At 68.6% G+C, this 21,182-nt stretch carries 24 protein-coding genes; 8 read left to right on the top strand and 16 right to left on the bottom strand.

The window, feature by feature from the left end; translation table 11 throughout:
* Positions 1-72 precede the first annotated feature (72 nt).
* The 4 genes from PUT80_RS39770 to PUT80_RS39755 all read right to left on the bottom strand — a co-directional run bounded on the left by PUT80_RS39770 (position 73) and on the right by PUT80_RS39755 (position 3,106).
* The gene (locus PUT80_RS39770) at positions 73-294 is read right to left on the bottom strand and encodes a heavy-metal-associated domain-containing protein (RefSeq protein ID WP_009071751.1); all 222 of its coding nucleotides are present in this window, start codon (positions 292-294) and stop codon (positions 73-75) included.
* 182 nt (positions 295-476) lie between these two features.
* The gene (locus tag PUT80_RS39765) at positions 477-680 is read right to left on the bottom strand and encodes a cold-shock protein (protein ID WP_009071749.1); all 204 of its coding nucleotides are present in this window, start codon (positions 678-680) and stop codon (positions 477-479) included.
* 210 nt (positions 681-890) lie between these two features.
* The gene (locus tag PUT80_RS39760) at positions 891-1,232 is read right to left on the bottom strand and encodes a hypothetical protein (RefSeq protein WP_037807433.1); all 342 of its coding nucleotides are present in this window, start codon (positions 1,230-1,232) and stop codon (positions 891-893) included.
* A gap of 230 nt (positions 1,233-1,462) precedes the next feature.
* A complete protein-coding gene (locus tag PUT80_RS39755) occupies positions 1,463-3,106 on the bottom strand; it encodes a thiamine pyrophosphate-dependent enzyme (protein WP_037807431.1) in 1,644 nt (547 codons plus the stop codon).
* Positions 3,107-3,230: 124 nt separating this feature from the next.
* Here PUT80_RS39755 and PUT80_RS39750 point away from each other — a divergent pair, with 124 nt between their 5' ends.
* Positions 3,231-4,511: a hydroxyacid-oxoacid transhydrogenase gene (locus PUT80_RS39750; protein WP_275295215.1), complete on the top strand. Its 1,281-nt coding sequence runs from the start codon at positions 3,231-3,233 to the stop codon at positions 4,509-4,511.
* Positions 4,505-4,909, top strand: coding sequence for a thioesterase family protein (locus PUT80_RS39745; protein ID WP_275295214.1), 405 nt, complete (start codon positions 4,505-4,507; stop codon positions 4,907-4,909). The genes PUT80_RS39750 and PUT80_RS39745 overlap by 7 nt, the downstream gene beginning before the upstream one ends.
* Here the strand turns inward: PUT80_RS39745 and PUT80_RS39740 are convergent, their stop codons facing one another.
* Entirely contained in the window at positions 4,910-5,863 is a 954-nt protein-coding gene (locus PUT80_RS39740; RefSeq protein WP_275295213.1) for a YafY family protein, read from the bottom strand.
* 45 nt (positions 5,864-5,908) lie between these two features.
* Here PUT80_RS39740 and PUT80_RS39735 point away from each other — a divergent pair, with 45 nt between their 5' ends.
* From PUT80_RS39735 to PUT80_RS39715, 5 genes are all read left to right on the top strand, one after another.
* Complete coding sequence (locus tag PUT80_RS39735; RefSeq protein WP_275295212.1) at positions 5,909-6,997, top strand: epoxide hydrolase family protein; 1,089 nt, start codon at positions 5,909-5,911, stop codon at positions 6,995-6,997.
* Between the two features lie 428 nt (positions 6,998-7,425).
* Complete coding sequence (locus PUT80_RS39730) at positions 7,426-7,827, top strand: helix-turn-helix transcriptional regulator (protein WP_158242472.1); 402 nt, start codon at positions 7,426-7,428, stop codon at positions 7,825-7,827.
* A 303-nt stretch (positions 7,828-8,130) separates the two neighbouring features.
* Positions 8,131-9,378, top strand: coding sequence for a hypothetical protein (locus PUT80_RS39725; RefSeq protein WP_143271382.1), 1,248 nt, complete (start codon positions 8,131-8,133; stop codon positions 9,376-9,378).
* Positions 9,379-9,415: 37 nt separating this feature from the next.
* Positions 9,416-9,646: a CHC2 zinc finger domain-containing protein gene (locus tag PUT80_RS39720; protein WP_101440864.1), complete on the top strand. Its 231-nt coding sequence runs from the start codon at positions 9,416-9,418 to the stop codon at positions 9,644-9,646.
* 286 nt (positions 9,647-9,932) lie between these two features.
* Positions 9,933-10,772, top strand: coding sequence for a hypothetical protein (locus PUT80_RS39715; RefSeq protein ID WP_233921959.1), 840 nt, complete (start codon positions 9,933-9,935; stop codon positions 10,770-10,772).
* Here PUT80_RS39715 and PUT80_RS39710 read toward each other — a convergent pair.
* The 6 genes from PUT80_RS39710 to PUT80_RS39685 all read right to left on the bottom strand — a co-directional run bounded on the left by PUT80_RS39710 (position 10,758) and on the right by PUT80_RS39685 (position 14,790).
* The gene (locus tag PUT80_RS39710; RefSeq protein ID WP_229857911.1) at positions 10,758-11,561 is read right to left on the bottom strand and encodes a cupin domain-containing protein; all 804 of its coding nucleotides are present in this window, start codon (positions 11,559-11,561) and stop codon (positions 10,758-10,760) included. The two genes, PUT80_RS39715 and PUT80_RS39710, sit on opposite strands and share 15 nt — an antisense overlap.
* Complete coding sequence (locus tag PUT80_RS39705) at positions 11,530-11,934, bottom strand: hypothetical protein (RefSeq protein ID WP_229857913.1); 405 nt, start codon at positions 11,932-11,934, stop codon at positions 11,530-11,532. The genes PUT80_RS39710 and PUT80_RS39705 overlap by 32 nt, the downstream gene beginning before the upstream one ends.
* A 16-nt stretch (positions 11,935-11,950) precedes the next feature.
* Positions 11,951-12,100 (bottom strand): hypothetical protein, encoded by a 150-nt coding sequence (locus PUT80_RS39700; protein ID WP_167441923.1) that lies wholly within the window; start codon positions 12,098-12,100, stop codon positions 11,951-11,953.
* Between the two features lie 188 nt (positions 12,101-12,288).
* On the bottom strand, positions 12,289-13,029 hold the full coding sequence (locus PUT80_RS39695; RefSeq protein WP_101436254.1) for a class I SAM-dependent methyltransferase: 741 nt from the start codon (positions 13,027-13,029) through the stop codon (positions 12,289-12,291).
* Positions 13,026-14,588 carry an asparagine synthase-related protein gene (locus PUT80_RS39690; RefSeq protein ID WP_101436255.1) on the bottom strand — a complete coding sequence of 521 codons (1,563 nt, stop codon included), beginning with the start codon at positions 14,586-14,588 and terminating at the stop codon, positions 13,026-13,028. Before PUT80_RS39690 ends, PUT80_RS39695 begins: the two co-directional genes overlap by 4 nt.
* A 76-nt stretch (positions 14,589-14,664) precedes the next feature.
* Positions 14,665-14,790: a hypothetical protein gene (locus PUT80_RS39685; protein ID WP_267903761.1), complete on the bottom strand. Its 126-nt coding sequence runs from the start codon at positions 14,788-14,790 to the stop codon at positions 14,665-14,667.
* A 210-nt stretch (positions 14,791-15,000) separates the two neighbouring features.
* On the opposite strand from PUT80_RS39685, the gene PUT80_RS39680 reads away from it, so the two are divergent.
* Complete coding sequence (locus PUT80_RS39680) at positions 15,001-16,479, top strand: helix-turn-helix transcriptional regulator (RefSeq protein WP_101436256.1); 1,479 nt, start codon at positions 15,001-15,003, stop codon at positions 16,477-16,479.
* Between the two features lie 133 nt (positions 16,480-16,612).
* Here the strand turns inward: PUT80_RS39680 and PUT80_RS39675 are convergent, their stop codons facing one another.
* The 5 genes from PUT80_RS39675 to PUT80_RS39655 form a co-directional block, all read right to left on the bottom strand.
* Positions 16,613-18,091 carry a site-specific integrase gene (locus PUT80_RS39675; RefSeq protein WP_101436257.1) on the bottom strand — a complete coding sequence of 493 codons (1,479 nt, stop codon included), beginning with the start codon at positions 18,089-18,091 and terminating at the stop codon, positions 16,613-16,615.
* A gap of 84 nt (positions 18,092-18,175) precedes the next feature.
* Positions 18,176-18,352 (bottom strand): helix-turn-helix domain-containing protein, encoded by a 177-nt coding sequence (locus PUT80_RS39670; protein ID WP_244194626.1) that lies wholly within the window; start codon positions 18,350-18,352, stop codon positions 18,176-18,178.
* Between the two features lie 275 nt (positions 18,353-18,627).
* Complete coding sequence (locus tag PUT80_RS39665) at positions 18,628-19,452, bottom strand: hypothetical protein (RefSeq protein ID WP_229857915.1); 825 nt, start codon at positions 19,450-19,452, stop codon at positions 18,628-18,630.
* A gap of 173 nt (positions 19,453-19,625) precedes the next feature.
* On the bottom strand, positions 19,626-20,162 hold the full coding sequence (locus PUT80_RS39660) for a recombinase family protein (protein WP_158242473.1): 537 nt from the start codon (positions 20,160-20,162) through the stop codon (positions 19,626-19,628).
* A 256-nt stretch (positions 20,163-20,418) separates the two neighbouring features.
* Complete coding sequence (locus PUT80_RS39655) at positions 20,419-20,913, bottom strand: hypothetical protein (RefSeq protein ID WP_143271384.1); 495 nt, start codon at positions 20,911-20,913, stop codon at positions 20,419-20,421.
* Positions 20,914-21,182 lie beyond the last annotated feature (269 nt).

Below are 21,182 nucleotides of genomic sequence, written 5' to 3'. Positions count from 1 at the left end.
ACGGACGTTGCATCGGCCGTGCCTCCACGCCGGCCAGAGCCTACCCTGGGTTCCCGCGTGGCTACCCGTCGTTCAAACGAGAGAAGCAAGCCCTTCGTAGGTGTACCCGGCTTCTTCGACCGCCGCGCGGACGGCGGTCTCGTCGAGGGCTTCGGCGCTGCGGACCGTCACGTGCCCGGTTTCGACGTCGACGGTCACGTTCTCGACCCCGGGCACCTCGGTCAGTTCCTCGGTGACCGACTGCGCGCAGTGGCCGCAGGACATGCCGGTGACGAGGTAGGTGTTTTCGCTCATGCCCGCGAGCCTACGAGCCTCCGGGCAGTCCACGATCGGGTGATCCACAATGGCCGGTCCGGCATACAAAGCCTTGTCCGGCAAGACAATCCGCATGGTGGGACGAGCGCTCGGCGGCAGAGACGAAAGAAGCCACCACCCCCGCAACCGGGAGTGGTGGCGACTTAGCGATTAGACGCAGGTCAGATCAGGCTGACCGACGTGGCCTGCGGGCCCTTCTGGCCCTGGCCGATCTCGAACTGCACGCGAGCGTTCTCCTCGAGGGTACGGAAACCGTTGCCCTGGATCTCGCTGTAGTGCACGAAGACGTCGCCGCCGCCGTTGTCGGGAGTGATGAAGCCGAACCCCTTCTCGGAGTTGAACCACTTCACGGTGCCCTCAGTCATCTAAACAATCTCCATACATAACACCAAAACAGGAAGCCGACCGACGTCCTGGGCCCAGACACGGGCGAGATGCGTTCCCAGAGAGGAGGCCCACGCCCGCTGAGTTCTGCGAGCGTGCTTTACCACGAACACAAAAATCGAGACCAACTAAAGTAAAGCACAGCGGAGCGGGCGCGGACAAGCCGACTCACCCCAGTTCGCGAAGCCGGGTCACTCCCCGCTGGCGTGGCGGAGCGGCGCACCGAACGGCGAGCGCCAGTCAGCGCCCTGATCAGGCGCGACCACGGCTACGTCGTGGGCTTCCGCACTGGCGCTGAACAGCACCGGAACCACCCCGGACCGGGTCTGGGCAGGCACCTCGACGGCCTGGCCCTGTTCCGGCTCCTCGCGCACTACCGACACCAGCGCACCGGCCCGCGCGGACCGGGCCCGGCCGCGAGCCGTCGCCGCGGCGGTACGGGATTTCCCGTCCTTTTCGTCGGCCATGACGAACTCCCCTCGTTCCTTCCCCGCGGCAAGCGGGGCGATGACCGCGATGGTGCCATCCGGCACCGACAAAATCCGGCCGAAACCGGTTGTCCCCACCCCTGAAACGCGCCGAATGGCCGCGAACCGAGCCGGGGAACGTGTCCACCCGGGAATTTCCCCAACCGAACGCCAGCGAACCTCGCGGGGCGAACCGGGTCCGGATGCCGAACCCCGGGAACACCGTCAGGTTACCTGAGCCAACCCCCGCCAGCTACCGAACATTCCCGGCGTTTCCCTGTGTTCTCAGGAAGATTTCAGGTCCCGGAAGGACGCGGGGCTCCGAGAAGCGTGCTCAGCCGCACGTCGGGGGTCACGACGTCCGGGTCCGTCCGGACGTCGATGACGCACGGCCGCTGCCGGACGAGCGCGCTCGCGATGATCGGTTCGAGCCGCTCGCGATCGTCCACCGTGTACCCGGCCGCGCCGAGCCCGCGCGCCCACGACGCGAAGTCAGTCAGCGGGATGGTCACTCCGGACAGCCGTCCGTGCGTACGCGCCTGATGCATCGCGAGGGGACCGTGCAAGCCGTTCTGGAACACGACCACCATCACTGGCGCGCGGTAGCGCACAGCGGTCTCGATCTCTTGCCCTGTCATGAGCGTGCCCGCGTCGCCGACCATCGCGACCACAGCGCGTCGCGGTTCGGCGAGCTTGGCCGCTACGGCCGCAGGCACCGCGTACCCCATCGCGGCGTTGCTCGGACCGAGCTGGCTGCGCGGAGCGGTGAAGCACCAATAGCGGTGCATGAACTGCGCGAAGTTGCCGGCGTCGCTGGTGACGATGGTGTCCTCGGGCGCGAGCTTTCGCAGCGCGCGCACGACGTCGACCGGATGTACGCGCGTGTTGTTGCTTGTGTTCGGCGGTGTCATGAAGGTGTGTACGGCAGCGTTCGCGGCCGACGCTCTGCGCGTACGCGGCGAAGCGATCGCGCGCAGTTCCTTCAGGAACGGCTCCACTTCAGTGTCTACACGGAACGTCAGGCCGCGACGGCGCTGCTCGTCGATGCCAGTGCCGACAAGGACAAGCGTCTGCTGCGGAGTCGGATAGCGGAAGCCCTGCGTCGTGACTTCGTCGAGTTGCGTACCTAGCGCGAGCACGAGGTCGGCTCGTTCGAGCGCGTCGAGCTGGCGCGCGGGGATGCCGAGGCCGAGGTGCCCGGCGTAGCGCGCGTGGTTCTCCGGGAACGCGTCCTGGCGGCGGAAAGCGTTGTACACCGGCAGCGCCAGCTCGTCGGCCACCGCGATCAGCTCGTCCCGCGCCGACCGTGCGCGCCCGCCGACGATGACCACCGGGTAGCGCGCTTCGTCCACCAGCCCGGCAACCGCTTCCGCCGAACGGCCCAGCGTTCCGGTGGTCGGCGGGCGCACCTTCGCCACCGGTTTGGCCGAGTCGTACGGGACGCCCCACGCGTCGCTCGGCACGCCGATCACGACCGGGCCCGGCCGTCCTTCGCGGCACCGCGCGAGACCTTCGGCGAGCAGATGCGGCACGTCGTCGGGATCGTCCGCGCGGACGCACCATTTGGCGATCGATTCGAACATCCCGGTTGAATCGGACGTCGGCACCTCGCCGGTGAGCACCGGGTCGAGCGCGGGGGTTTCGAGCAGCACCACCATCGGCGTCTCGTCCTGGTACGCCGTCTGCACGCCCATGACCAGCGCGGCAGCGCTCGGACCGCGGCTCGCGAGCAGCACGGCGGGTCGTTCGGTGAGCTTGCCCTCGGCCTCGGCCATGAACGCGGCGCCCGAATCGTGGCGGGCCGAAACGAGCGTGACATCGCGCTCGCGGCGCAGCGCGTCGAGCAATTCCAGGAACGACTCGCCGACGACCGCGTACACCCGGCGGACCCGGGCCTCGTTCAAGACGCGTACGGCCGTTTGCGCGACGGTGGTTCCCACTTGGTATCTAATGAGGAGAGCTTAGGGCGGCACCGTGAACCGGCGTCAAGTGATCTTGAACAACTCGCCGCGGGATTGTGCCGATTGCCGGATCGGGCTGCCCACCAGTTGGGAGGACGCCGTCGTGACATCCGCCGAACATGAGACTGTTTTCACTTATGGGGCTCCGGCGCTCAAATACGGAACCGGCTCGAGCGACGAGATCGGATACGATCTTGCCCAGTTCGGCGCCCGGCGCGTCCTGGTGGTGACCGACCCGGTCGTCGCGGCGACCGGCTGGCCGGAGCGGATCGCCGAGGGCATCCGCGGCTACGGAATCGCGGCCGAGACCTTCGACGGCGTGCACGTCGAGCCCACGGACGTCAGCATGCAGAAGGCAGTGGACTTCGCCCGCGGCACCGGCCCGTACGACGCGTTCGTGGCGGTCGGCGGCGGGTCCAGCATCGACACCGCGAAGGCCGCCAACCTGCTGACCAGCAACGACGGCGAGCTGATGGACTACGTCAACGCGCCGGTCGGCGGCGGCCGCGCGCCGGCGAACCCGCTGAAACCGCTGGTCGCGGTGCCGACGACGACCGGAACCGGATCGGAAAGCACCACGGTGTGCGTGCTGGACGTGCTGTCGCTGCGGGTGAAGAGCGGGATAAGCCACCTGCGGCTGCGCCCGACGCTCGCGGTCGTGGACCCGCGGCTCACGGTCAGCCAGCCGGCCGGGGTCACCGCGGCGAGCGGGATGGACATCCTGTGCCACGCCGCGGAGAGCTACACCGCCAAGCCCTACACCGAGTTCGGCCGGAAGCGGCCGGAGGAGCGGGTGCCCTACTGCGGGTCGAATCCGCTGGCGGACATGTTCGCGGAGAAGTCGCTGCAACTGCTGTCGTGGGCGCTGCCCGCCGCGGTGCGCGACGGCGAGGACCTGGCCGCGCGCGAGGCGATGGCGCTGGCCGCGACGTTCGCCGGGCTCGGCTTCGGCAACGCCGGCGTGCACATCCCGCACGCCAACGCGTATCCGATCGCCGGACAGGTCCGGGATTTCCACCCCGACGGCTACCCCGGCGAGGAAGCGATGGTGCCGCACGGCATGGCCGTCTCGCTCACCGCGCCCGCCGCGTTCCGGTTCACCTTCGAAGCGAACCCGGAGCGGCACCAGCGCGTCGCCCGGCTGCTGGCCCCGGATTTCGAATGGTCCGGCGACTTCGCCGACCACCTGCCCGCCGTGCTGACGATGCTGATGCGCGAGATCGGTCTGCCCGCCGGAATCGGCGCGGTCGGCTATAGCGAGTCCGATGTGGACTCCCTGGTGGAGGGAACCTTGAAACAGCAACGCTTGCTGGCCACCGCGCCGCGCACACCGTCCGAAAAGGACCTGGCGGGGATTCTCCGGGACTCGGTGCGGCTGTGGTGAACTACCCGCATTGGCAGACGATTCCGTTGCGCTGGAAAGACAACGACGTCTACGGCCATGTGAACAACGTCGTGCATTACTCGCTGATGGACACCGTCATCAACACCTGGTTGATCGAACGCGGCGGTCTCGATATCGAGTCCGGGCCGGTGATCGGGCTGTGCGTGGAATCGCGTTGTGCTTACCACGCCTCGGTTTCGTTCCCGGACACGCTGCGGATCGGGCTGCGGGTGGCGCACCTCGGGCGGTCGAGCGTGCGGTACGAGATCGGGATGTACACGGCGTCGGAAACCTTGGTAGCGGAAGGGCATTTCGTGCACGTGTTCGTGGACCGCGAGTCCCGGCGGCCGGTCGAGGTGATCGGGAAGCTGCGGGAATCGCTGGCGGAACTGGCTTGATCACCCCGGACTGACCGCACGCAACGCCCGGCCGCCGAGTTCGCGCAGGTGCTCCGCCAGCTCCGGCGGTTCGTGCACCTGGAACTCGCGGCCGAGGCTGGTCAGCCGGAACGCCAGCCACTCCAGGGTGTCGGCCGGGCTGACGACGCGGCAGGTGCGGTCGTCCACCGCGGTCACTTCGCTTGCCGCGCCCCAAATCCGCACCACCTCGTCGGCCGGCGCGTGCACGGTGACCACCGCGCGATGCGTCGGGCGGGAGGTGTGCAGCTTCTTGGTCACGTACTCCGCCGGGTCTCTGGCAGGCAGGTCTCTCGCGGTGAACCGGGTCCCGATGGCCTGCGGTTTCTCGATGCGATCGACGCGGAAGACCCGCCAGTCGTCGCGGTCACTGTCGAACGCCAGGAGGTACCAGCGCCGGCCGGACGACACCAGATGATGCGGCTCGACCAGCCTTTTCGTCGCCTTGCCGTCGTTGGCGAGATAGCCGAACCGCAGCCGCTCGCGGTTGGCGATCGCCGTGGCCAGGACCGTGAGCGCTTCCGGATCCACCCGCGGCCCGTCGTTCAGCGGCAACGGCACCGTCGCCTTGCTCAGCACACTCACCCTGCGCCTTAATCGAGACGGCAAGACCCGCTCCAGCTTCGTGAGCGCCCGCACCGACGCCTCGTCGATCCCGGTCACCGCGTGCCCCGACGCCATCCGCAGCCCGACCGCGATCGCGACCGCCTCCTCGTCGTCCAGCAGCAACGGCGGCATCGCACTGCCCGCGACCAGGCGATATCCGCCCTCCGCACCCATCGTCGCCTCGACCGGATACCCGAGCTCCCGCAGCCGCTCGATGTCCCGGCGAACCGTGCGCCCCTCGACGCCCAGCCGCTCCGCGAGCTCACTGCCCGGCCACTGCCTCGGTACCTGCAACAGGGACAGCAACTGCAACAACCGCGCCGCGCTCATGATCTAGGACCATACCTGCCCTATATGCTCTCTAACGTTCTTCTCATGACCATTCGCCCGTTCCGCATCGACATCTCCGACGCCGCCCTCGCCGACCTGCGTGCCCGGCTCACCCAAACCCGCTGGCCGTCCCCCTTGCCCGGCGACGGCTGGGCCCGCGGCGCCCCGGTCGACTGGCTGCGCGAGGTCGCGTCCTACTGGGCGACCGGCTACGACTGGCGCGCCCACGAGGCCCGGTTGAACGAATTCCCGCAGTTCCACACGGAGATCGACGGCGTCGACCTGCACTTCTTGCACGTCCCGTCCGCCGCACCGTCCGCCACGCCACTGCTGCTGACGCACGGCTGGCCGAACTCCTTCGTCGAGTTCGCGGACCTGATCGAGCACCTTTCGGACTTCCACGTCGTGGTCCCGTCCCTGCCCGGCTACGGCTTCTCGTCCGCCCCCGGCCCAGGCTGGGACGCCACTCGCGTGGCCCGCGCATGGGCCGAGTTGATGCGCCGCCTCGGCTACCGCGACTACGTCGTCCAAGGCGGCGATTACGGTGCCTATGTAGCCCCCGAAGTCGCCCGGGTCGGTCCGGTGCTGGGCGTCTACATCACCGCTGGCCTGGGGATTCCTACCGAAGCCGACCTGCCTGACCTGGATTCTTCGGAGCGCGCGGCGTTCACCGAGATGATGTCGCAGGACTGGATGAACGGCGTCGACCACCATGCCCTGCTGCGCGCCGCACCGCAGACGTTCGCGTACGGCTGGAACGACTCCCCCGTGGGTGCTTTGGCGTGGATGGCGCAGAAGTTCCACGAGTTCGGTGGTGGCGGCCGGGCACTGGACGAGATGCTGGACGGGTTCCTGACGAACCTGAGCGTGTACTGGTTCACGGAGACCTTCGGGACTTCGTCGTGGTCGTACTACTCGAGTACCGGGTTCGCCTGGCCGCGGGGCCAGAAGGACGCGCCGACCGGGGTGTACAGCGGAGTGCCGGGGATCCGACGGCTGGCCTCGAGGGAGTCGGAGATCGTCCACTGGCCTGATGACAATCCGGCTGGGCATCACTTCATCGCGATGGACCAGCCGGAGGCTTACGCCGCGGACCTCGCACGGTTCGTGTCCCGACTCCGCTCGCGGCGGTGAGGCTAGGGGTGGGTACCCACCCCGGTGAGGGGCCGGGCACTGCCCGCTAGACTGAGCGCGCGGGCCGTTAGCTCAATTGGTAGAGCTGCGGACTTTTAATCCCCGGGTTTGCCGTGTCAACGAGTGTCGCATAGTGCCGCCCAGGGCTAATCCGTGCAGGTCAGGCGGCATTTTTCGCGTGCGCTGATGTCGGGCAGTGTCGCGGCGTATCGGGTGCTCTGTGAGCAACGGAGCCCAATCGGAGACCGACATCGGCCTGGGGGTACCCATCGCAGGCCACCGCAGGTGCGCGGTGTGCCGCGCCCCGGGTCCACCGCTATCCGCCTTTTGGGAATCAGTTTTGCCTCGAATTTTCGGTATATATCTCCGGGCTGGCGATTCTATGATCAACTGTGTCGACTATTAACTACTCGATTGTTTCAGCGCGGGTGCTTTCGGCGATCACGCATTCGCCCGGGTTTGAGTCGTTCGGCGCTGAGATCGCTCGGCTGACCGGGCTGCGGGCTCCGTCGATCTACAAGTTGCTCGCGCGGTTGGCGGAGCGGGGGTTCGTGCGGGAGGCGCGTGTCGAGCCCGCACGGCACGGGACACCACGGCGCTGGTTCGCCTTGACTGATGCCGGTCGGGCGTTGGCCGAGCAGTGGGGCGTGATGCGGCGGGAGACGGTGGTCGCTGAGCGCTTGCGTGCGGTGGCCGTCGTGTTGGACCTGGGTGCGGGCGATCCGTTGTTCAGGGTGGCGGACTTGTTGGACGTGCCCGGAGTGCCGGGCGCCGAGTTCGACGTGGATGCGCTGGTCGAGGCTGTGTTGGGCTCCGACGACGGGCCTTGAGGAGCCCGCGTGGGCCGTCCGCCGATCGGCTGGGGTGGCTGCCCGTCCGGCGCGGTCTTTCGACGTGCCCGTTGGCACGCCAGCAGGGCACGGATGATCCTGTGGCTGTACCACCACTGCCGCCGTTGCGTCAGGCTCGGGCGATCGGTGGACCGCCCGGTTCGTTCGCCATGCCGCTTGCTGGGTCAATACGGTGACTCGTCTCTATGCCGAACTACCGTCGAGGGTGATGCGGGCACGGATCGAGGGCGAACGGCCATCGGTGCTGTCGTCCGTGATGGCCGGGTGCGAGGTGAGCGGGCGGTGTCAGGTCTAAAGGAATCGGGGCAGCGCGATCGGCGTCCGGTGCTGGAGTTCGTCACGGAGGATCCGTGGGAGCAGCAGCTGGCCCGGGACTACTGGCTCCTGGATGCCGACGGGAAGTTCGTCTACAAAGTCGGCGATCTGGAGCGACGGGCCTACGACGAGCGCCCGGCGCTAGCCCGAGAACGGATCCCGGGCTTGGCCTACTATCTGCGCAAGCGAGTCCGGGCGCATGTTCCGGCAGTGTCGTGTCCCGGCTGCGGTGCCCGTGTCCATGTCGACAACCGGCCCGACTATCAGAAGGTGCTCAAGCTGCTGGAGGCCAGCGAGGTCCAGGCGTGCGCACCGTGCCGCGCGTCCGCGGTCGACGCGGCGGACCGAGCGGTCGCCGTGACACGGTGGCGCGAGGACCACGGCTGGTACGACGAGCAGCCGCCGGTGAAGGTGGCGGCCTTGTCGCTGCGGGAGGCGGTGAGCCTGCTGGCGGTATTCCGGGTGCCCTTCGACAGCGCGTTCACCTCGACTACGCCACTGGAACGGTGGCGGCGAAGGCTGGTGCCGCGTTACGCGGGAACGGACCTCGACGGCCGCGCACGACTGCGGGAGCTGGTCAAAGCGGGGGCGTTGTTCCCGCATCCGGACTGCCCGTCCTCGGGATATCGCGCCGTACACAGCCGGACCCAGGAGGTGTCGCTGGACTTCGAGACCGCGCGGTTGACCGCGCCTGGACCAGGGCCGACCAGCCTGCGCAACGAGGCCCTCGCCGCTGACCTCGTGGCAGCGTTGACCGGCCCATGGCCCGAACGATGGCACCGGCAGCGCGCGGTCGAGTGCCGCAAACTGCTGCACGCCGAGAACACCGGCTACCTGATCCGAACGCTGCACGACCACGGACTGCCCGCACCTCGCCACGACCTCGAACGGGACGTAATGGGACGCCTCGCCGACACGCTGACGCTGGCAGAGGCGGTGTACCTGATCGAGATCGCGACCGGGCGTGCGCACGAGCAACTCCGCCAGGGACACCTGGCCAACGTCCGCGAGGCCACCAACCAGGTCCTGCAGCGCCTACGCTGGTACCTCCGGCAGATCACCACGGGCGAGGCCGAACCGAAGGCACTGACGGCTCTGCCAGCACCCTGCTCGGTCGTCGCGACGACGTTCTTCCATACCGCGCTGGGACGGGACTCCGCCCTGCACGAGCGCGCTGAGCCCCTCACGCTGCCACCCGCAACCGAGTCCACGTGACGACACAGTGTCGGTCAGCACCGCTACGGTGGCCGCGATGACCACCGCCACAGCCACCCCGGACCCGGCACACGGCAGCGACATCCTGACCGTGGTCGCCCGCCACGTCGTGCTGCGTGAGCACGGTCCCGGTCGGTGGTACGGCCGCTGTCCGTTCTGTACGTCGACGACCTTCCAGGTCCGCTCGACCCACGGCACCTACCACTGCTTCGGGTGCGGCGAAGGCGGCACGGCGCCCACCTTCGCCGCCCGCATCCAGTGCCCCTGACGCAGACACACGAACGCGTCGACGGCGGATTTCGGTCATCCGGCCGGATTCCTCTGCCTTAGCGCTGGCCCGGAAAGGGTGTACCCAGGTACGGATTCGGTTATCGCCGGACAGGCATTGCCCCTTTTCGGCCCGTTGCTGTCCAGTCGGCCAGCAATGATCGAGGGCCGGGATGGGGGCTCAGCACGGAGCTACGCCCGTGATCGTGAGCTTGCCACGCCCGTCGTACGAACCTCGTTCACGGTGACGACGGCCGGTAGCCTGACTCTGTGCCGGAGAATGAGTCGTGACTGCTGCCTCGCCCACGCCCACGGTGTTCGACGTCCGCGAGCAGCAACATGACGACGTGCTCGGCCAAGTCGAGCGCGCTCTGGATGTGCGCCTCGACCGGGCCTCCGTCGTGTATGGCATCCACGGAGCCACCGAGGGATTCCGCACGAGCGCCGACACCTGGGTCCGCATCGAGCGCCGTCAGCGATGGCGGATCAACAGCGCGGTCTGGGTTGGCCTGGAAGCCGCCGCGACGATCCGGGGTGTGAAGAAGCCCGCCTGGTATCAGAGCACCACGTGGTCCGACCCTGCTCGCGACATCGTGTGGCGCGCGGACGAGCTGGAACGAATCACAGCCCCGCCGGTCGGCGACCTCGCCACGGCGGCCGGCCTGCCGAAAGCATGGTGGGCGAGCTTGCACGAGTCCCTCACCGCGTTGGCCGCGCACCCGACCGAACGGGTCGGGATGAGTCAAGCACACCTGACGAAGCGGATCAGCGAGGTCTTCGACGACGTTGATACCCAGGTGGACGAGTGGGCGACCGCGCACACCGACGTGCACTGGGCGAACTTGTCCACCGACGCCCACCTCATCGACTGGGAGGACTGGGGCCTCGCGCCGCGCGGGCACGACGCCGCGTGCTTGTGGCAGTCCGCATTGCCCGACCCTGCGGTAGCCGCACGGGTGCAACGAGAGTTCGCCGACGACCTGGAAACCCGGTCAGGCAAGCTCGCACAGCTGCTCCAATGCGCAAACGCGATCCGCGTCGCGCGTCGGCGGGGAACGCCGACACCGCTGTCCGTACCGGCGACGGCGGCGGCCGACGTGCTGCTCGCCGAGCTACGTACTGGCTGAGCACCATCCGGCATAGCCAGCCGCCAGATCGCCAGTCAGTTCCGCGCACACCCCTGCGTCGAGCAGCGCCTTGGCGAGTACCGCCGCGTCAACGCCGGTGGCCGCGGTGACCTGCTCGATGTTGGTCGGGTTGCCCGACAGCAGCGCGCGCAGCGCCGGTTCCGCACGCCCTGCGAACGTCAGCTCCGTGCCCACGGCGATCACTTGTACGGTCGATCCGTCCGGGATGATGTGCGGCGGGAAGTCGGTGAGGCACACCACGTCGGTGACCGGGCCGAACACGCCAGAGGTCACCACGCGTCGTCGCGGTGGACGTTCCTGTTCCCGAGCGGTCAGGTAGGCGGCCTGCGGGAATCGCGCGGCCAGCTCGGTCACCCGCCGTGGGAGTTGCTCGTCGGGAGCGTTCCAGCGCTCGAGGTCGTGGCGGAATTCCACGTCCTGACGGGCCTGGTCAGCGAGCCAGCTCATCCAGTCCACGCCGGTTCGCTTCACGAACCCGAACGTGGCGTGCAGGCTGAATCCCGAGCCCTGGTTGACGCGCGTGGCCTGGTGCCAGAAGCCGCGGGGAATGTGCATGACGTCGCCGGCCTTCAGGGTGCCGGACCAGACGATCTTCTCACTCGGCTCGTCGTTGTGCTCGGCGTCGCGGTACATCGGCGCCGGCCGCGACAATCCGCGCACTTCCCACGCCTTTTCGCCGCCGAGCTGCACGATGATCACGTCGTGGTCGTCCCAGTGCAGGTTGAATCCCGCCGCGTCATTCGTCGTCAGGTAGGTGTTGACTTGCACCAGCTCGCGCCCACCACTGGAGTGCCAGGCAGGCGATCTCCATGGTGGCGTCGAAGGCATCCAACGTGTCGAGCACGATCGTGCACCCGGAGTCGATCAGCTGGCCGAGCCGGTCCATTCGTGCCATCGGCATGCTCTGCCCCCGCCGGGAAACGACGTTGCCGAGGTAGGCATCCGGGTGGAGCTCGTCGCCGCCCTTGAAACAGCGGAACTGCGGCGCCGACAGCGACCGCCGCATGATCACATCCAGCAGCTTGGCCGGCGTCATGATCCGAGCGCACAGTTCGGGGGCGGTCATACTGCCGACCGCGAAACCCTGGCCGAGGGGCTGCGGGCCGCTCCAGCCGAGCGCCTTCTCGATCTCCTTGACCAAGTGGTGATCCACGCGGCTATTCCGGGATGTTCAGACCGTCGCCGCCCGCATCGCCGTGCCCGTCACCGCCACCCGAGGTGGAGGGATCGCCGTGTGTGAGGTCCATTCGGTCGCGAACCACCGGCACCCTTCGCACACTGATCACCAGGTCATCGTGCTCATCCATGAAAAGGGCTCCCCTTCGTTCGTGGCCGTTCCCTCTCCACGCTGGCCTGATGCCCGTGCCGCTGCCTAGCGCCATTCGGGTTTACCCACGATCACACTCAGTTCCCGCCGGTGGGCGCGGCGAGTGCCCGGCGTGAACGACGAACTCGGCGCGGCTGAGTTTCCGTCATTGACGCCGGTCCCTCGTGGTTATGGCGCTGCGGGGTTGTACCTGGCGACGAAGTGCGCGGTGGAACCGGTGAGCGGGCCGGTGTGGTTCCGCGGATCGGTGAATAACGCCGCGGGGCGGAACCCGGTGAGGGTGGCGTGGAGCTCCAGTTCGCGGGGGAATAGGACTCGGCGCCGGATGAGGTCGATTTCGGGGGTGCCGTCGTCGAGCTGCCAGGTGCGGCGCAGGGTGGCGATCTGGGTGCGGGCGTCCCAGCTGTGCTCGGTGATCACCTCGGCCTGGATGCCTGCCGCCTCCACGCGGCCGCGGGTCGGTGTGGCGATGAGGGTGGGGGCGATCTGGGTGACGAGGATCAGCAGGGTGCCGCGGTGGGCGTGGGCGGCGAACGTGGCGAAGGCGGCGCGGATGTCATCGTTGTGGTGCAGATATGCCAGGGAGTTGCCGAGGCAGAGGATCGTGTCGAAGGTGCGGTCCAGTCGGATCGTGCGCAGGTCGCCGACGCGCAGGTCCAACTCGGGGTGTTGATGTCGTGCGTGGTCGATCAGCGCGGGCTGGAGGTCCACGCCGACGCAGTCGTGGCTGTCGGCGAGTGCCGCCAGGTCGCGGGCGGTGCCGCAGCCGAGGTCGAGAACGCTCCCGGCAGGGACGGCCCCGTAGTCATCGATGAGGCGCTGACAGGTCGCGGCGGCGGTGCTGTCGCGGGTCAGGGCGTCGTAGAGGTCGGGGCGCCGGTAGGCGATGTTGTGCTCGGCCAGGCTCATGCGACGGGGGCGGGTTCCGGGGCCAGCAGGGAGCGCAGGCCGACTTCGAGGACGAGGGTGTCGCACAGCACGGACGGCACGGTAGCGCTCTGATGCGCGTCGCGCACGGTGCGCTTCAGGGCGTCGGGGTCGATGAAGCCGTGGTCGGCGAGCAGCATGCCTTCGGCGAGCAGACGTTCGGCGAGTGGTAGTCCGTGGTGGCGCAGGCCGTGTTGCATGAGGTCCCGGAAGTGCTCCGTGCGCTGGGGGTGGGTGACGAACGACGGCAGGTCGGCGCGGGTGAGGAAGTCGCGGTAGAGCTTCTTGCCGCGGCGGACCTCGAGCGGGAGCTGTTCGGCGAAGCGCACCAGACGGGGATGGGTGAACGGCGTGACCGGCCAGATTCCCGCGCGCAGGTAGGCGGGGTGGTGGATCGCGAACCCCATCAGGGTCGGTGTCGGCAGCACGGCGGAGGGCGCCAGGTTGTCGTCGATCGCGGCGACGGCGTCTCGGGTTCGGGGCCCCAGCCAGGACACTTCGGCGAAGCTCTGGGGTGGGAGTGGGGGCAGTTCGTCGATGCGGGGTGCCATGATCTCGTCGCCGCCGTTGCCGGTCAGCATGATCGTGACGCCACGGTGGGCAGCGCGGTCGGCGAGGGCTTCGAACGCTTCGCGGTAAAACTCGCCGCGGGGATCGTGGGCGGCGCCGCTGGCACGGATGCCGCCGGCGCAGAACGGGGCATGCTCGTGCGCTCGCAGAATGTCGTCGGTCGCGCCGACGCGGTCGGCGATCGCGACGCGACGACGGTGCTGCTCGGCACCGAGGGCTCCCTCGACAAGGAGCCCGAAGGTCCGCAGTGCGGGTCCTGCGGGCTCGTGTGCGGCGATCGCGACGGTGGCGGAGTCCAGGCCGCCGGACAGTTCCAGCCCCATCGCGGCACCACTGGCGCGCCACGGGTGCAGTGCCTCCGTGAGCAGGTAGGCGAGCCCATCGCGAGGGTCGGCACCGGGGCGCAGGTCCCGCGCGTGCGTAACGTGTTCGGCCGGGGTCGGGTAGGTGAGCTGGAAGCCCGCCGTGGTGAAGGTCGCGATCGCACGTTCGGTCAGCATGGTCACGTCGGTGAACAAGGTGTCGCTGCTGTAGCGGTGCCGCCTGGTCAAGGCGCGTGCCACGGCACGATCCTGTAGCTGGGTCGGCTGGAGGAGTCCGCGCAGCGCGGGCAGGTTCCAGCTCCCGTGCAGTACCTCGCCGTCGGAGGCCAGATACAGCGGTACGGTGCCGCCGATGCCGGCGGTGAGGGTGACCCGTCCCGGCTGCAGCTGCAGTACCAGTGCGTCGCCACGGGAAGTGCCATTCGCGCCGTCGCCGCCCTCCACGGGATGCGCCGGTCCTGCCAGGGTCACCGGGCTGGCGAGGTCACGCACCAGGATCGTGGTCGCTCGCGCGTCGTGGTCGATCTCGTGACGCAGTGCCGGGTGGGAGATCGGCTGGACCCAGCTCTCGCCGCAGCGCCATCGATCGCTATCCCAGTGCCACGCCGGTCGGGTCAGGTCGCTCAGCGCCAGGCGGAACGAAAGCATGTCGGGTTCAGGTCCTTTCCACCGTGCGGCTCAGGCGGCGCGAGCCGCCCGAGCCGCGGCGGATGTGGGCGTCCGGTCAGCTGGCGCAGTGGTCGCCCTTGTCGTTGCCGTCGGCGTCGCCAGGCATCTTCGGTGCGTAGAGGCTCTCCGACGAGGGCACACCGAGCACTAGGTCTCCGGTGAACATCGCGTCCAGGTCCATCTCGACTCCTTCGTGTGCTGAACCCGCGGCAAGCTGGGTAGGCCCGCCGTGGTGAACGCGCCGATCGACGCGCTTACCCCATTTCACCAGCACGTTTGCCGTCGTTCGACCCCGGATGGCGGGCGGGCGGTACCCGAATCGTGGACGTTGTGGGGACAGGCAGCGGACTTCGGCATCTGCCCAGCGTCCCGGCTCGCTTACTGTGTGCATATGGCTGGCTCCTCGAACCCGTTCCGCTCGCCGAACGAGACCTTGGTCGCCCTGCGGATCGAGCGGGCCCTGTCGCAGCAGGAGCTGGCCGAGGAACTCAACCGGCTGGCGACCACGAAGCACAACCGGCACCTGACGCTGACCAAGAAGTCGGTGTACCGGTGGGAGTCCGGGGAGACGGAATCCCCGAAGCGGCTCTATCAGCGACTGCTCGCCGAGTACTTCGGCGTCTCCATCCCCGAACTCGGTTTCCATCGACCCCAGATCCAGGCCAGCCGGCCGCCCGACACCGCCGGGGCTGCCGTCGCGTCCGCGGCGCCGGACGAGAGCCCGGACGTGGTCGGGGACCGGCAGCGGTGGCTCGCGGTCCGCACCGCGCTCGGCAGCACCCGGCGAGCGCTCGCGCTCGTCGCCGAGGGCCTCTACCCGGGCTACCGCGTCCCCGGGCTGGTACACACCGGCGTCATCACCCGGCCGGACTGGATCCCGGCGACGCCCGTACCTCTGGGTGCGGTGACGTTGACGCTGGACTCCGACGCCGCCCTCCCCGCGCTTACCGGTGGCGAACCCGAGACTTCCGCCGTACGCCCGCTGGCCACCCCTGCGCACCGTTTTCGCCGCTACCATGATGCGATCCGCGAACTCGCCGCGCCGCGCCTGTTCGAGAACAGGTTGTGCTTCCGGCTGACCGGGCTGGACTGGTCGGCGCGCACGATCCGGATGACCTTCGGGCACATGGGCTTTTTCGACTCGATGGACACCAACGAGGCGCTCGCACACGAAACCGCCCTGCACCACCTGACCCGGGATCGACACGGCGAGGTGATCACCACCAAACCGTCGTGGCGGAACCTGGCCTTCCGCAAGCTGATCGCGGACCCGTTCGACCTGTCCCGCCGCCCGCTCATGGGCGCCGTCGGCACCCTCACGATCCGCGGCGGCGAATCCCCCAGCATGGTGCTCCACCAGCGAGACGGCGGCCGAGTCGCCGGCGGCGGTGGCATGACCCACCTCATGCCCGCCGGGATCTTCCAGCCCTCCAGCGTCCTGCCCGCCGCTGTCGCCGAAGACTTCTCCTTGTGGCGCAACATCGAACGGGAACTCGCCGAGGAACTGCTCGGACACGACGAGTACGACGGCAGCGGGCACCCCATCGCCTACAGCGACCTCGAACCCTTCGCCGCGCTCGATGACGCCTACCGTCTGGGCGCCATCCAGGTCTGGTGCCTCGGCCTCACGCTCGACGCGCTGACCCTCTGCGGAGACATCCTGACGGTCGCGGTCATCGAGCCAGATCTCTACGACACGATGTTCGCCAGTGCCGTCAGCTCGAACTCCGAGGGCACGGTCTCGGCCCGCGCTCTCCCGTTCGAAGAGAACACGCTGCGCGAACTTCGGGAACAGGGACATCTCTCACCGGGTGCCGCCGCAGCGCTGCATCTGGCGTGGGCCCACCGCGCGACGCTCTTTCCCCGATAAGCCAACGGCACAAGGATTCGCGGAGGGCGCGGCGACGCGCTTCACAGCAAAGCACGGAGAAAACCGGGACACGACCATCCATTGTGGATGGTCGTGTCCCGGTTTTTCTTGTTTCGGGGTGTCCCGTGGTAGGTCAGGCGGCGGTGGGCCGATTGCGCCGCTGGTTGCGCGGGACGATGGACGCGGCGGCTTCGGCGGTCTCACGGGCCAGTTCGGGCAGAACGTGGGCGTAGGTGTCGGCGGTGACCGCGATGGTGGAGTGGCCGAGTAGTTCCTGCACGACTTTGAGGTCCGCCCCAGCCGCGAGCATGAGTGTGGCGGCCCCGTGGCGAAGGTCGTGCAGGCGCACGGGCGGAAGTTCGGCGGCGTCGGCGATGGCGTGGAAAGCGTCGGTGAGCTTGGCCGGGTGCAGCGGGCTGCCGTCGCGTTCGGTGCACACCAGCTCGTGCTCCAACCATGCGGTTCCGGCCGCCGCGCGCAATTCGTTCTGGTGTTTCTTCTGCCGCCGCAGCACCAGGGTGGTGGCTTCGTCGAGGGCGATGATGCGGCCGGAGGCTTCGCTCTTAGGCTCGCCGAACTCGGCCTTCCAGCCCAGCTGCACGATCGCGGTGGAGATGGTGATCGACCGGTTGGACAGCTCGATGTTCCACCACGGCAGCCCACAGGCTTCACCGCGCCGCAGGCCCCGGTAGGCGATGAGGTGGAACAGCGCGTAGTAGGGGTGCCCCTCTGCTTGGTCGAGGAACTTTCCGATCTGCTCGGGTGTCCACACCATGACCCGCGACGGTTTCTGTCCGGTGCGCTGCCACCGCTCGACCCGGTCCGGTGTCCACAACAGAGCCTTCGGGCGGCGCCCGGAAGGCAGCTCGACGTAGGCGGCCGGGTTGAAGGTGATTTTCTGGGCGCGGATGGCGGCGTTGAGCGCGGCGCGCAGGGTGGCGCGGTAGCGCTGCATGGTGGCCGCGCCCATGACCCGCAGACCGTGCGCGGTCTTGCGGACCTCGGGGTCGTCGCTGTCCTTGGCTGCGGTGATGGTGTCGTTGCGTTCGGCCATCGCGTCGAACATCCGGGAGATGTGGTCGACGGTGAGCGCGTCGAGCCGGTAGTGGCCCAGGTGCGGGATCAGCCAGTTGGTGATGTGGAACTGGTAGGCGATCCGGGTTCCTTCCCTGATCTTCTTGCGAGTGGTGATCCAACTGGTCAGCCATTCGCCGACGGTGGGCATGGCTCCGAGGCTGGCGTTGCCCGCATCGAGCTGCTGGGCGACCTCGTCCGGTGTGGGGAACGGTTCGCCGGTGCGCAGCCGGTTGTCGATGAGGTCGCCGATCGTGGCGAGTGCGGTGTCGCCGCGTCCTTCACCGAGTTCGACGAGATCGGCGATTTTTCCCAGTTGTTCTTGTGCGTCAGTCTGGGAGGCGAAGCCGTGCCGCCTGCGGGTGCGGCGGCTCCCGTCGTGGGTTTTGGGAAGCTCGGCTTGAAACGACCAGGTTCCGTGGTTGGAACTCCACATGCCGTTGGCGCGCTTGAGTTTCGGGCATTGGGAGCCGAGTTGTTTCTTGGTGCCGGGCTTCGTGCAGGTGCAACGTTTGTAGGTGGTGCCTTTGAAAGTCATCGCGGATTTTTCCTTTCCCGCAATCCGTGGGTGTCGCGTTCGGACAGGGGCCATGGACGCTCCGGTGCGCGCAGAGGGGAAGCGTCAGGCATGAGGCTCTTTGTCCAGCCCGAGTAGCTCGATCACACGCGCGACGGGGATGCGGTAGCTGCGGCCGACGCGGACCGCCGGCACCGGGAAGGTTCCGGCGCGGGCGAGTTTGTAGGCCGTGGTGCGGCCGATGCCGAGCATGCGGGCGGCGGTCATCAGGTCGGTGGTCACGCCGAGGTCCCCGAGTCGTTCGCGCGACCACGCCGGTGACGACGCGGCCGTGGTTGTCGAGTCAGGTGTGGCGGGGCGGAGACGGTCGAGATCGTGCACAGCAACCTCCTCGCGGCGAGGCGATGGTGGGTTCGGCGGTAGAGCAGGGGTTCTCGTGCGCGGGCACTGACCAACACGGAACGGGCACCCGACGGCGTTAAGCGTGGAACGCCGGAACGGCGCCCAGCGACGCTGTCAGGCCCGGCACGACAAGCCCGGGACGCAGCTGTCGGCCCTTACGGCACCGGCACCGTGGCGGCAGGACCGCTGCGGCACGAGAACGGAGAGCAGCCGTCGGGATCGTCTTCCTCGATGCCGGGTCGGCCGCGGGTGGCGTCGAGGTCGACTTCGTCCAACGGCAGCAGGGAGCGGTGGATGAAGAACTGGCCGCGCAACGGTTTTCCCTCAGCGTTGGCGCGAGGACTGCCGTTGCGGATCGCCTTGTCGAACTCGATCAGATCCGTCCACGCCTGCGGATCGGTGTCGCGGATGAACCGCAGCCGGGAGTTGCCCGAGTACGGGCAACCGATGCACGAACTTTTCACCACGTCGCCCAGGCCGCGCTCGCGCAAGTAGGCCAGGCAGTCCGAACGCGACATCCCGAGGTCCAGCAGAGGGAAGATGTTGCGGGTGTAGTTGACATCGGAGTCCTTGGCACGGTGGAATTCGTCAGTGGAGATACCGATGGCCTGGTCGACGAACACCCCGCGCGGCACGCGCAGCGGATGCGGGTAGCCGAGGATCTCTCGGACCGCTTTCTTCAGGGGCCGAATTTTATAGTCACCAGTACATTGCCGCCGCGCCATTCCCCTTGAGCCATCAGGGTTTTTGACGAACAACGGCATCGTCACGAAGCGTGCGTTGGGGTTCAGGGCGTCGTGGCGAATGTTGCCATTGGACACCGTCAGCACCGGTATCCCGGCCCGCGCACCGATCCGGCGTGCGATGTCCAGCTGGGCGTAGACCTGCTTGGGTTCCCAGCCTGTGTCGGCGAACAAGGCGGCGTCGAAACGCGGGATCCGGCCCTCGCACGCGAGCAGAAACACCGACAGGCTCTGCACCCCGGCACCAAGGCTCAGGAATCGGCCGCGCGGCCGACCGGGATAGCGCTCGCGACGCGGCGTGCCCGATCGGTGGGCCGCCGGTGTCGTGGACGGACGGCGGCGCGCTGACGACCGTGTCGGCGGGCGCGACGTGGCGGCGCGCGCTGCGGACGGTGGACGCGATGCCATCATCACCACACCTCCTTCCCGTCACCGTGGGCGGCGAATCCGTGGACCGGCGTGAGAAGCCGGTGCGGGATGCGCCGCACGCTGGTCGCGGGATCTTGCGCGGCCCAGAACAGCGCGGGGGTGACCAGGGCGCGATGCGCGGGCTGGTCGGACAGCACCCATTGCTCGACGGGACGGAACGCACCGTTCTCGTCGCGGGTGCCAGTCGCCTGGTAGCCCGTGTATTTGATGTTGGTCAAGATCGAGGCGACTGCTGCGGGCGGCCAGGAGAGGTGCGTCCCGGGCGGCGGGTAGCGGCCGTGATCGGCGTCGAGCCGCGCGGTGATGTCCTCGACGGACAGGCCGGTGACCGCGCGCCAGTAGAAGACGTCCTGCACCACCGGGGCACGGCACGGGTCCGGTGTCAGGCGGGTGCGGGGAGTACCGCGTCGGCTCTGCGCTCCGGTCACGGTCATCGTGGTGTAGCCATATGGCGGGTGGTGAACATTCCAGCCCGCGCGGATCAGGACCGCGATCGCCTCGGCCGACCGTCGCGTCACCGGATGCTGCGCAGGCTGAACACCGGAAGGCGTGTGGCTGGCGAGTGCTCGGTTCGGTGGCCGCCGGTATCGCAGCGCGACGCGGAGGCGGTGGCGGGCGGTACGGACCCAGCGGCGCAGACGGGTCGCGGGGCGGCGTGTCCTGCGGTGTATGGGCATGGCGAAGAGCCCCTTCAAAAGTCGGGCTGCGGAAGCGGGTGGAGCGTGGCGCTCCGGGGCGGGCTCGGCGGTGTCCTCACCCCGGAGCGCCACAGGTTCAGCGGCGCGAGGAGGTACCGCTGCGTCGACCACGCGCGGCAGTCGAGGCCCGGACGGCACCGGATGGGCGCGTCGAGCCGCCGCGCGCTGCGGCAGGGCGGCTCGCGCGGGTCTTGGTGTCCCGGGTCGCGCTGGCCGACGGGTGGCAGGGCGGACGGTGCAGGTGGGTCAGGTCGTCCAGCAGGAGGCGTAGTGCGTGCGCGGCTTGCTGGGGCATGACTCCGTTGCCCAGCGCCCGGAGTTGTGCGGTGCGGGGAAGGTCGAGATGTTCGGCGGTGACCCAGCCCGGGGGCAGGCCCATGAGCCATTCGACGAACGGCGGCGCGAGCACGGGACGTGCGTGCCGTCCGGGTTGCGTCGGGTACGGCGCGGGTCGGCCGGTGATGAGTTCCCAGCGGTGCACGGCGGCGGCGTACTCACCCCAGTCCACCGGCCCGGGTTCACCGCGGGCGGCGCGGCGGGCGCGCGGGGCGCGGGCGGTTGCCACGGTCACTCACCTCCTTCCGTACCCGGGTCTTCGGCTTGGGCGTGGTGACGGCGATGACGACCGAGGGCAGCATCAGATCGCCCTTCGAGCCGCGCTGCGCGGGGCAGCCTTTCGTGCCGTCGGTCGCCCGCGGGGTCGGCAGAAGTCGTAGAGTGTCCAAGAGCGACGGGCCTCCTTGTCGTGACGCGGCGGAGATTCCGTTGGAAGAACCGTCGTGCGCGGTCGGTGTCGGCAGCAGGGCCCCACGCACCCGGGGAAAGACAGCTACGAATCCC

The organism is Amycolatopsis sp. La24, assembly GCF_029087445.1.
Lineage (GTDB): Bacteria > Actinomycetota > Actinomycetes > Mycobacteriales > Pseudonocardiaceae > Amycolatopsis > Amycolatopsis nivea.
Note: the sequence above shows the minus strand (reverse complement) of the source record. Positions and strands in the feature narration are given on the sequence as shown.

Excerpts from the sequence above, each read along its gene's own strand:
- PUT80_RS39695 (WP_101436254.1), bottom strand. The coding sequence starts at position 13,029 with ATGAGCCTGGCCGAGCACAACATCGCCTACCGGCGCCCCGACCTCTAC.
- PUT80_RS39675 (WP_101436257.1), bottom strand. The coding sequence starts at position 18,091 with ATGACTTTCAAAGGCACCACCTACAAACGTTGCACCTGCACGAAGCCC.
- PUT80_RS39680 (WP_101436256.1), top strand. The coding sequence starts at position 15,001 with ATGGCTGGCTCCTCGAACCCGTTCCGCTCGCCGAACGAGACCTTGGTC.
- PUT80_RS39720 (WP_101440864.1), top strand. The coding sequence starts at position 9,416 with ATGACCACCGCCACAGCCACCCCGGACCCGGCACACGGCAGCGACATC.
- PUT80_RS39740 (WP_275295213.1), bottom strand. The coding sequence starts at position 5,863 with ATGAGCGCGGCGCGGTTGTTGCAGTTGCTGTCCCTGTTGCAGGTACCG.
- PUT80_RS39685 (WP_267903761.1), bottom strand. The coding sequence starts at position 14,790 with ATGGACCTGGACGCGATGTTCACCGGAGACCTAGTGCTCGGTGTGCCC.
- PUT80_RS39765 (WP_009071749.1), bottom strand. The coding sequence starts at position 680 with ATGACTGAGGGCACCGTGAAGTGGTTCAACTCCGAGAAGGGGTTCGGC.
- PUT80_RS39690 (WP_101436255.1), bottom strand. The coding sequence starts at position 14,588 with ATGCTTTCGTTCCGCCTGGCGCTGAGCGACCTGACCCGACCGGCGTGG.
- PUT80_RS39735 (WP_275295212.1), top strand. The coding sequence starts at position 5,909 with ATGACCATTCGCCCGTTCCGCATCGACATCTCCGACGCCGCCCTCGCC.
- PUT80_RS39700 (WP_167441923.1), bottom strand. The coding sequence starts at position 12,100 with ATGGATGAGCACGATGACCTGGTGATCAGTGTGCGAAGGGTGCCGGTG.
- PUT80_RS39770 (WP_009071751.1), bottom strand. The coding sequence starts at position 294 with ATGAGCGAAAACACCTACCTCGTCACCGGCATGTCCTGCGGCCACTGC.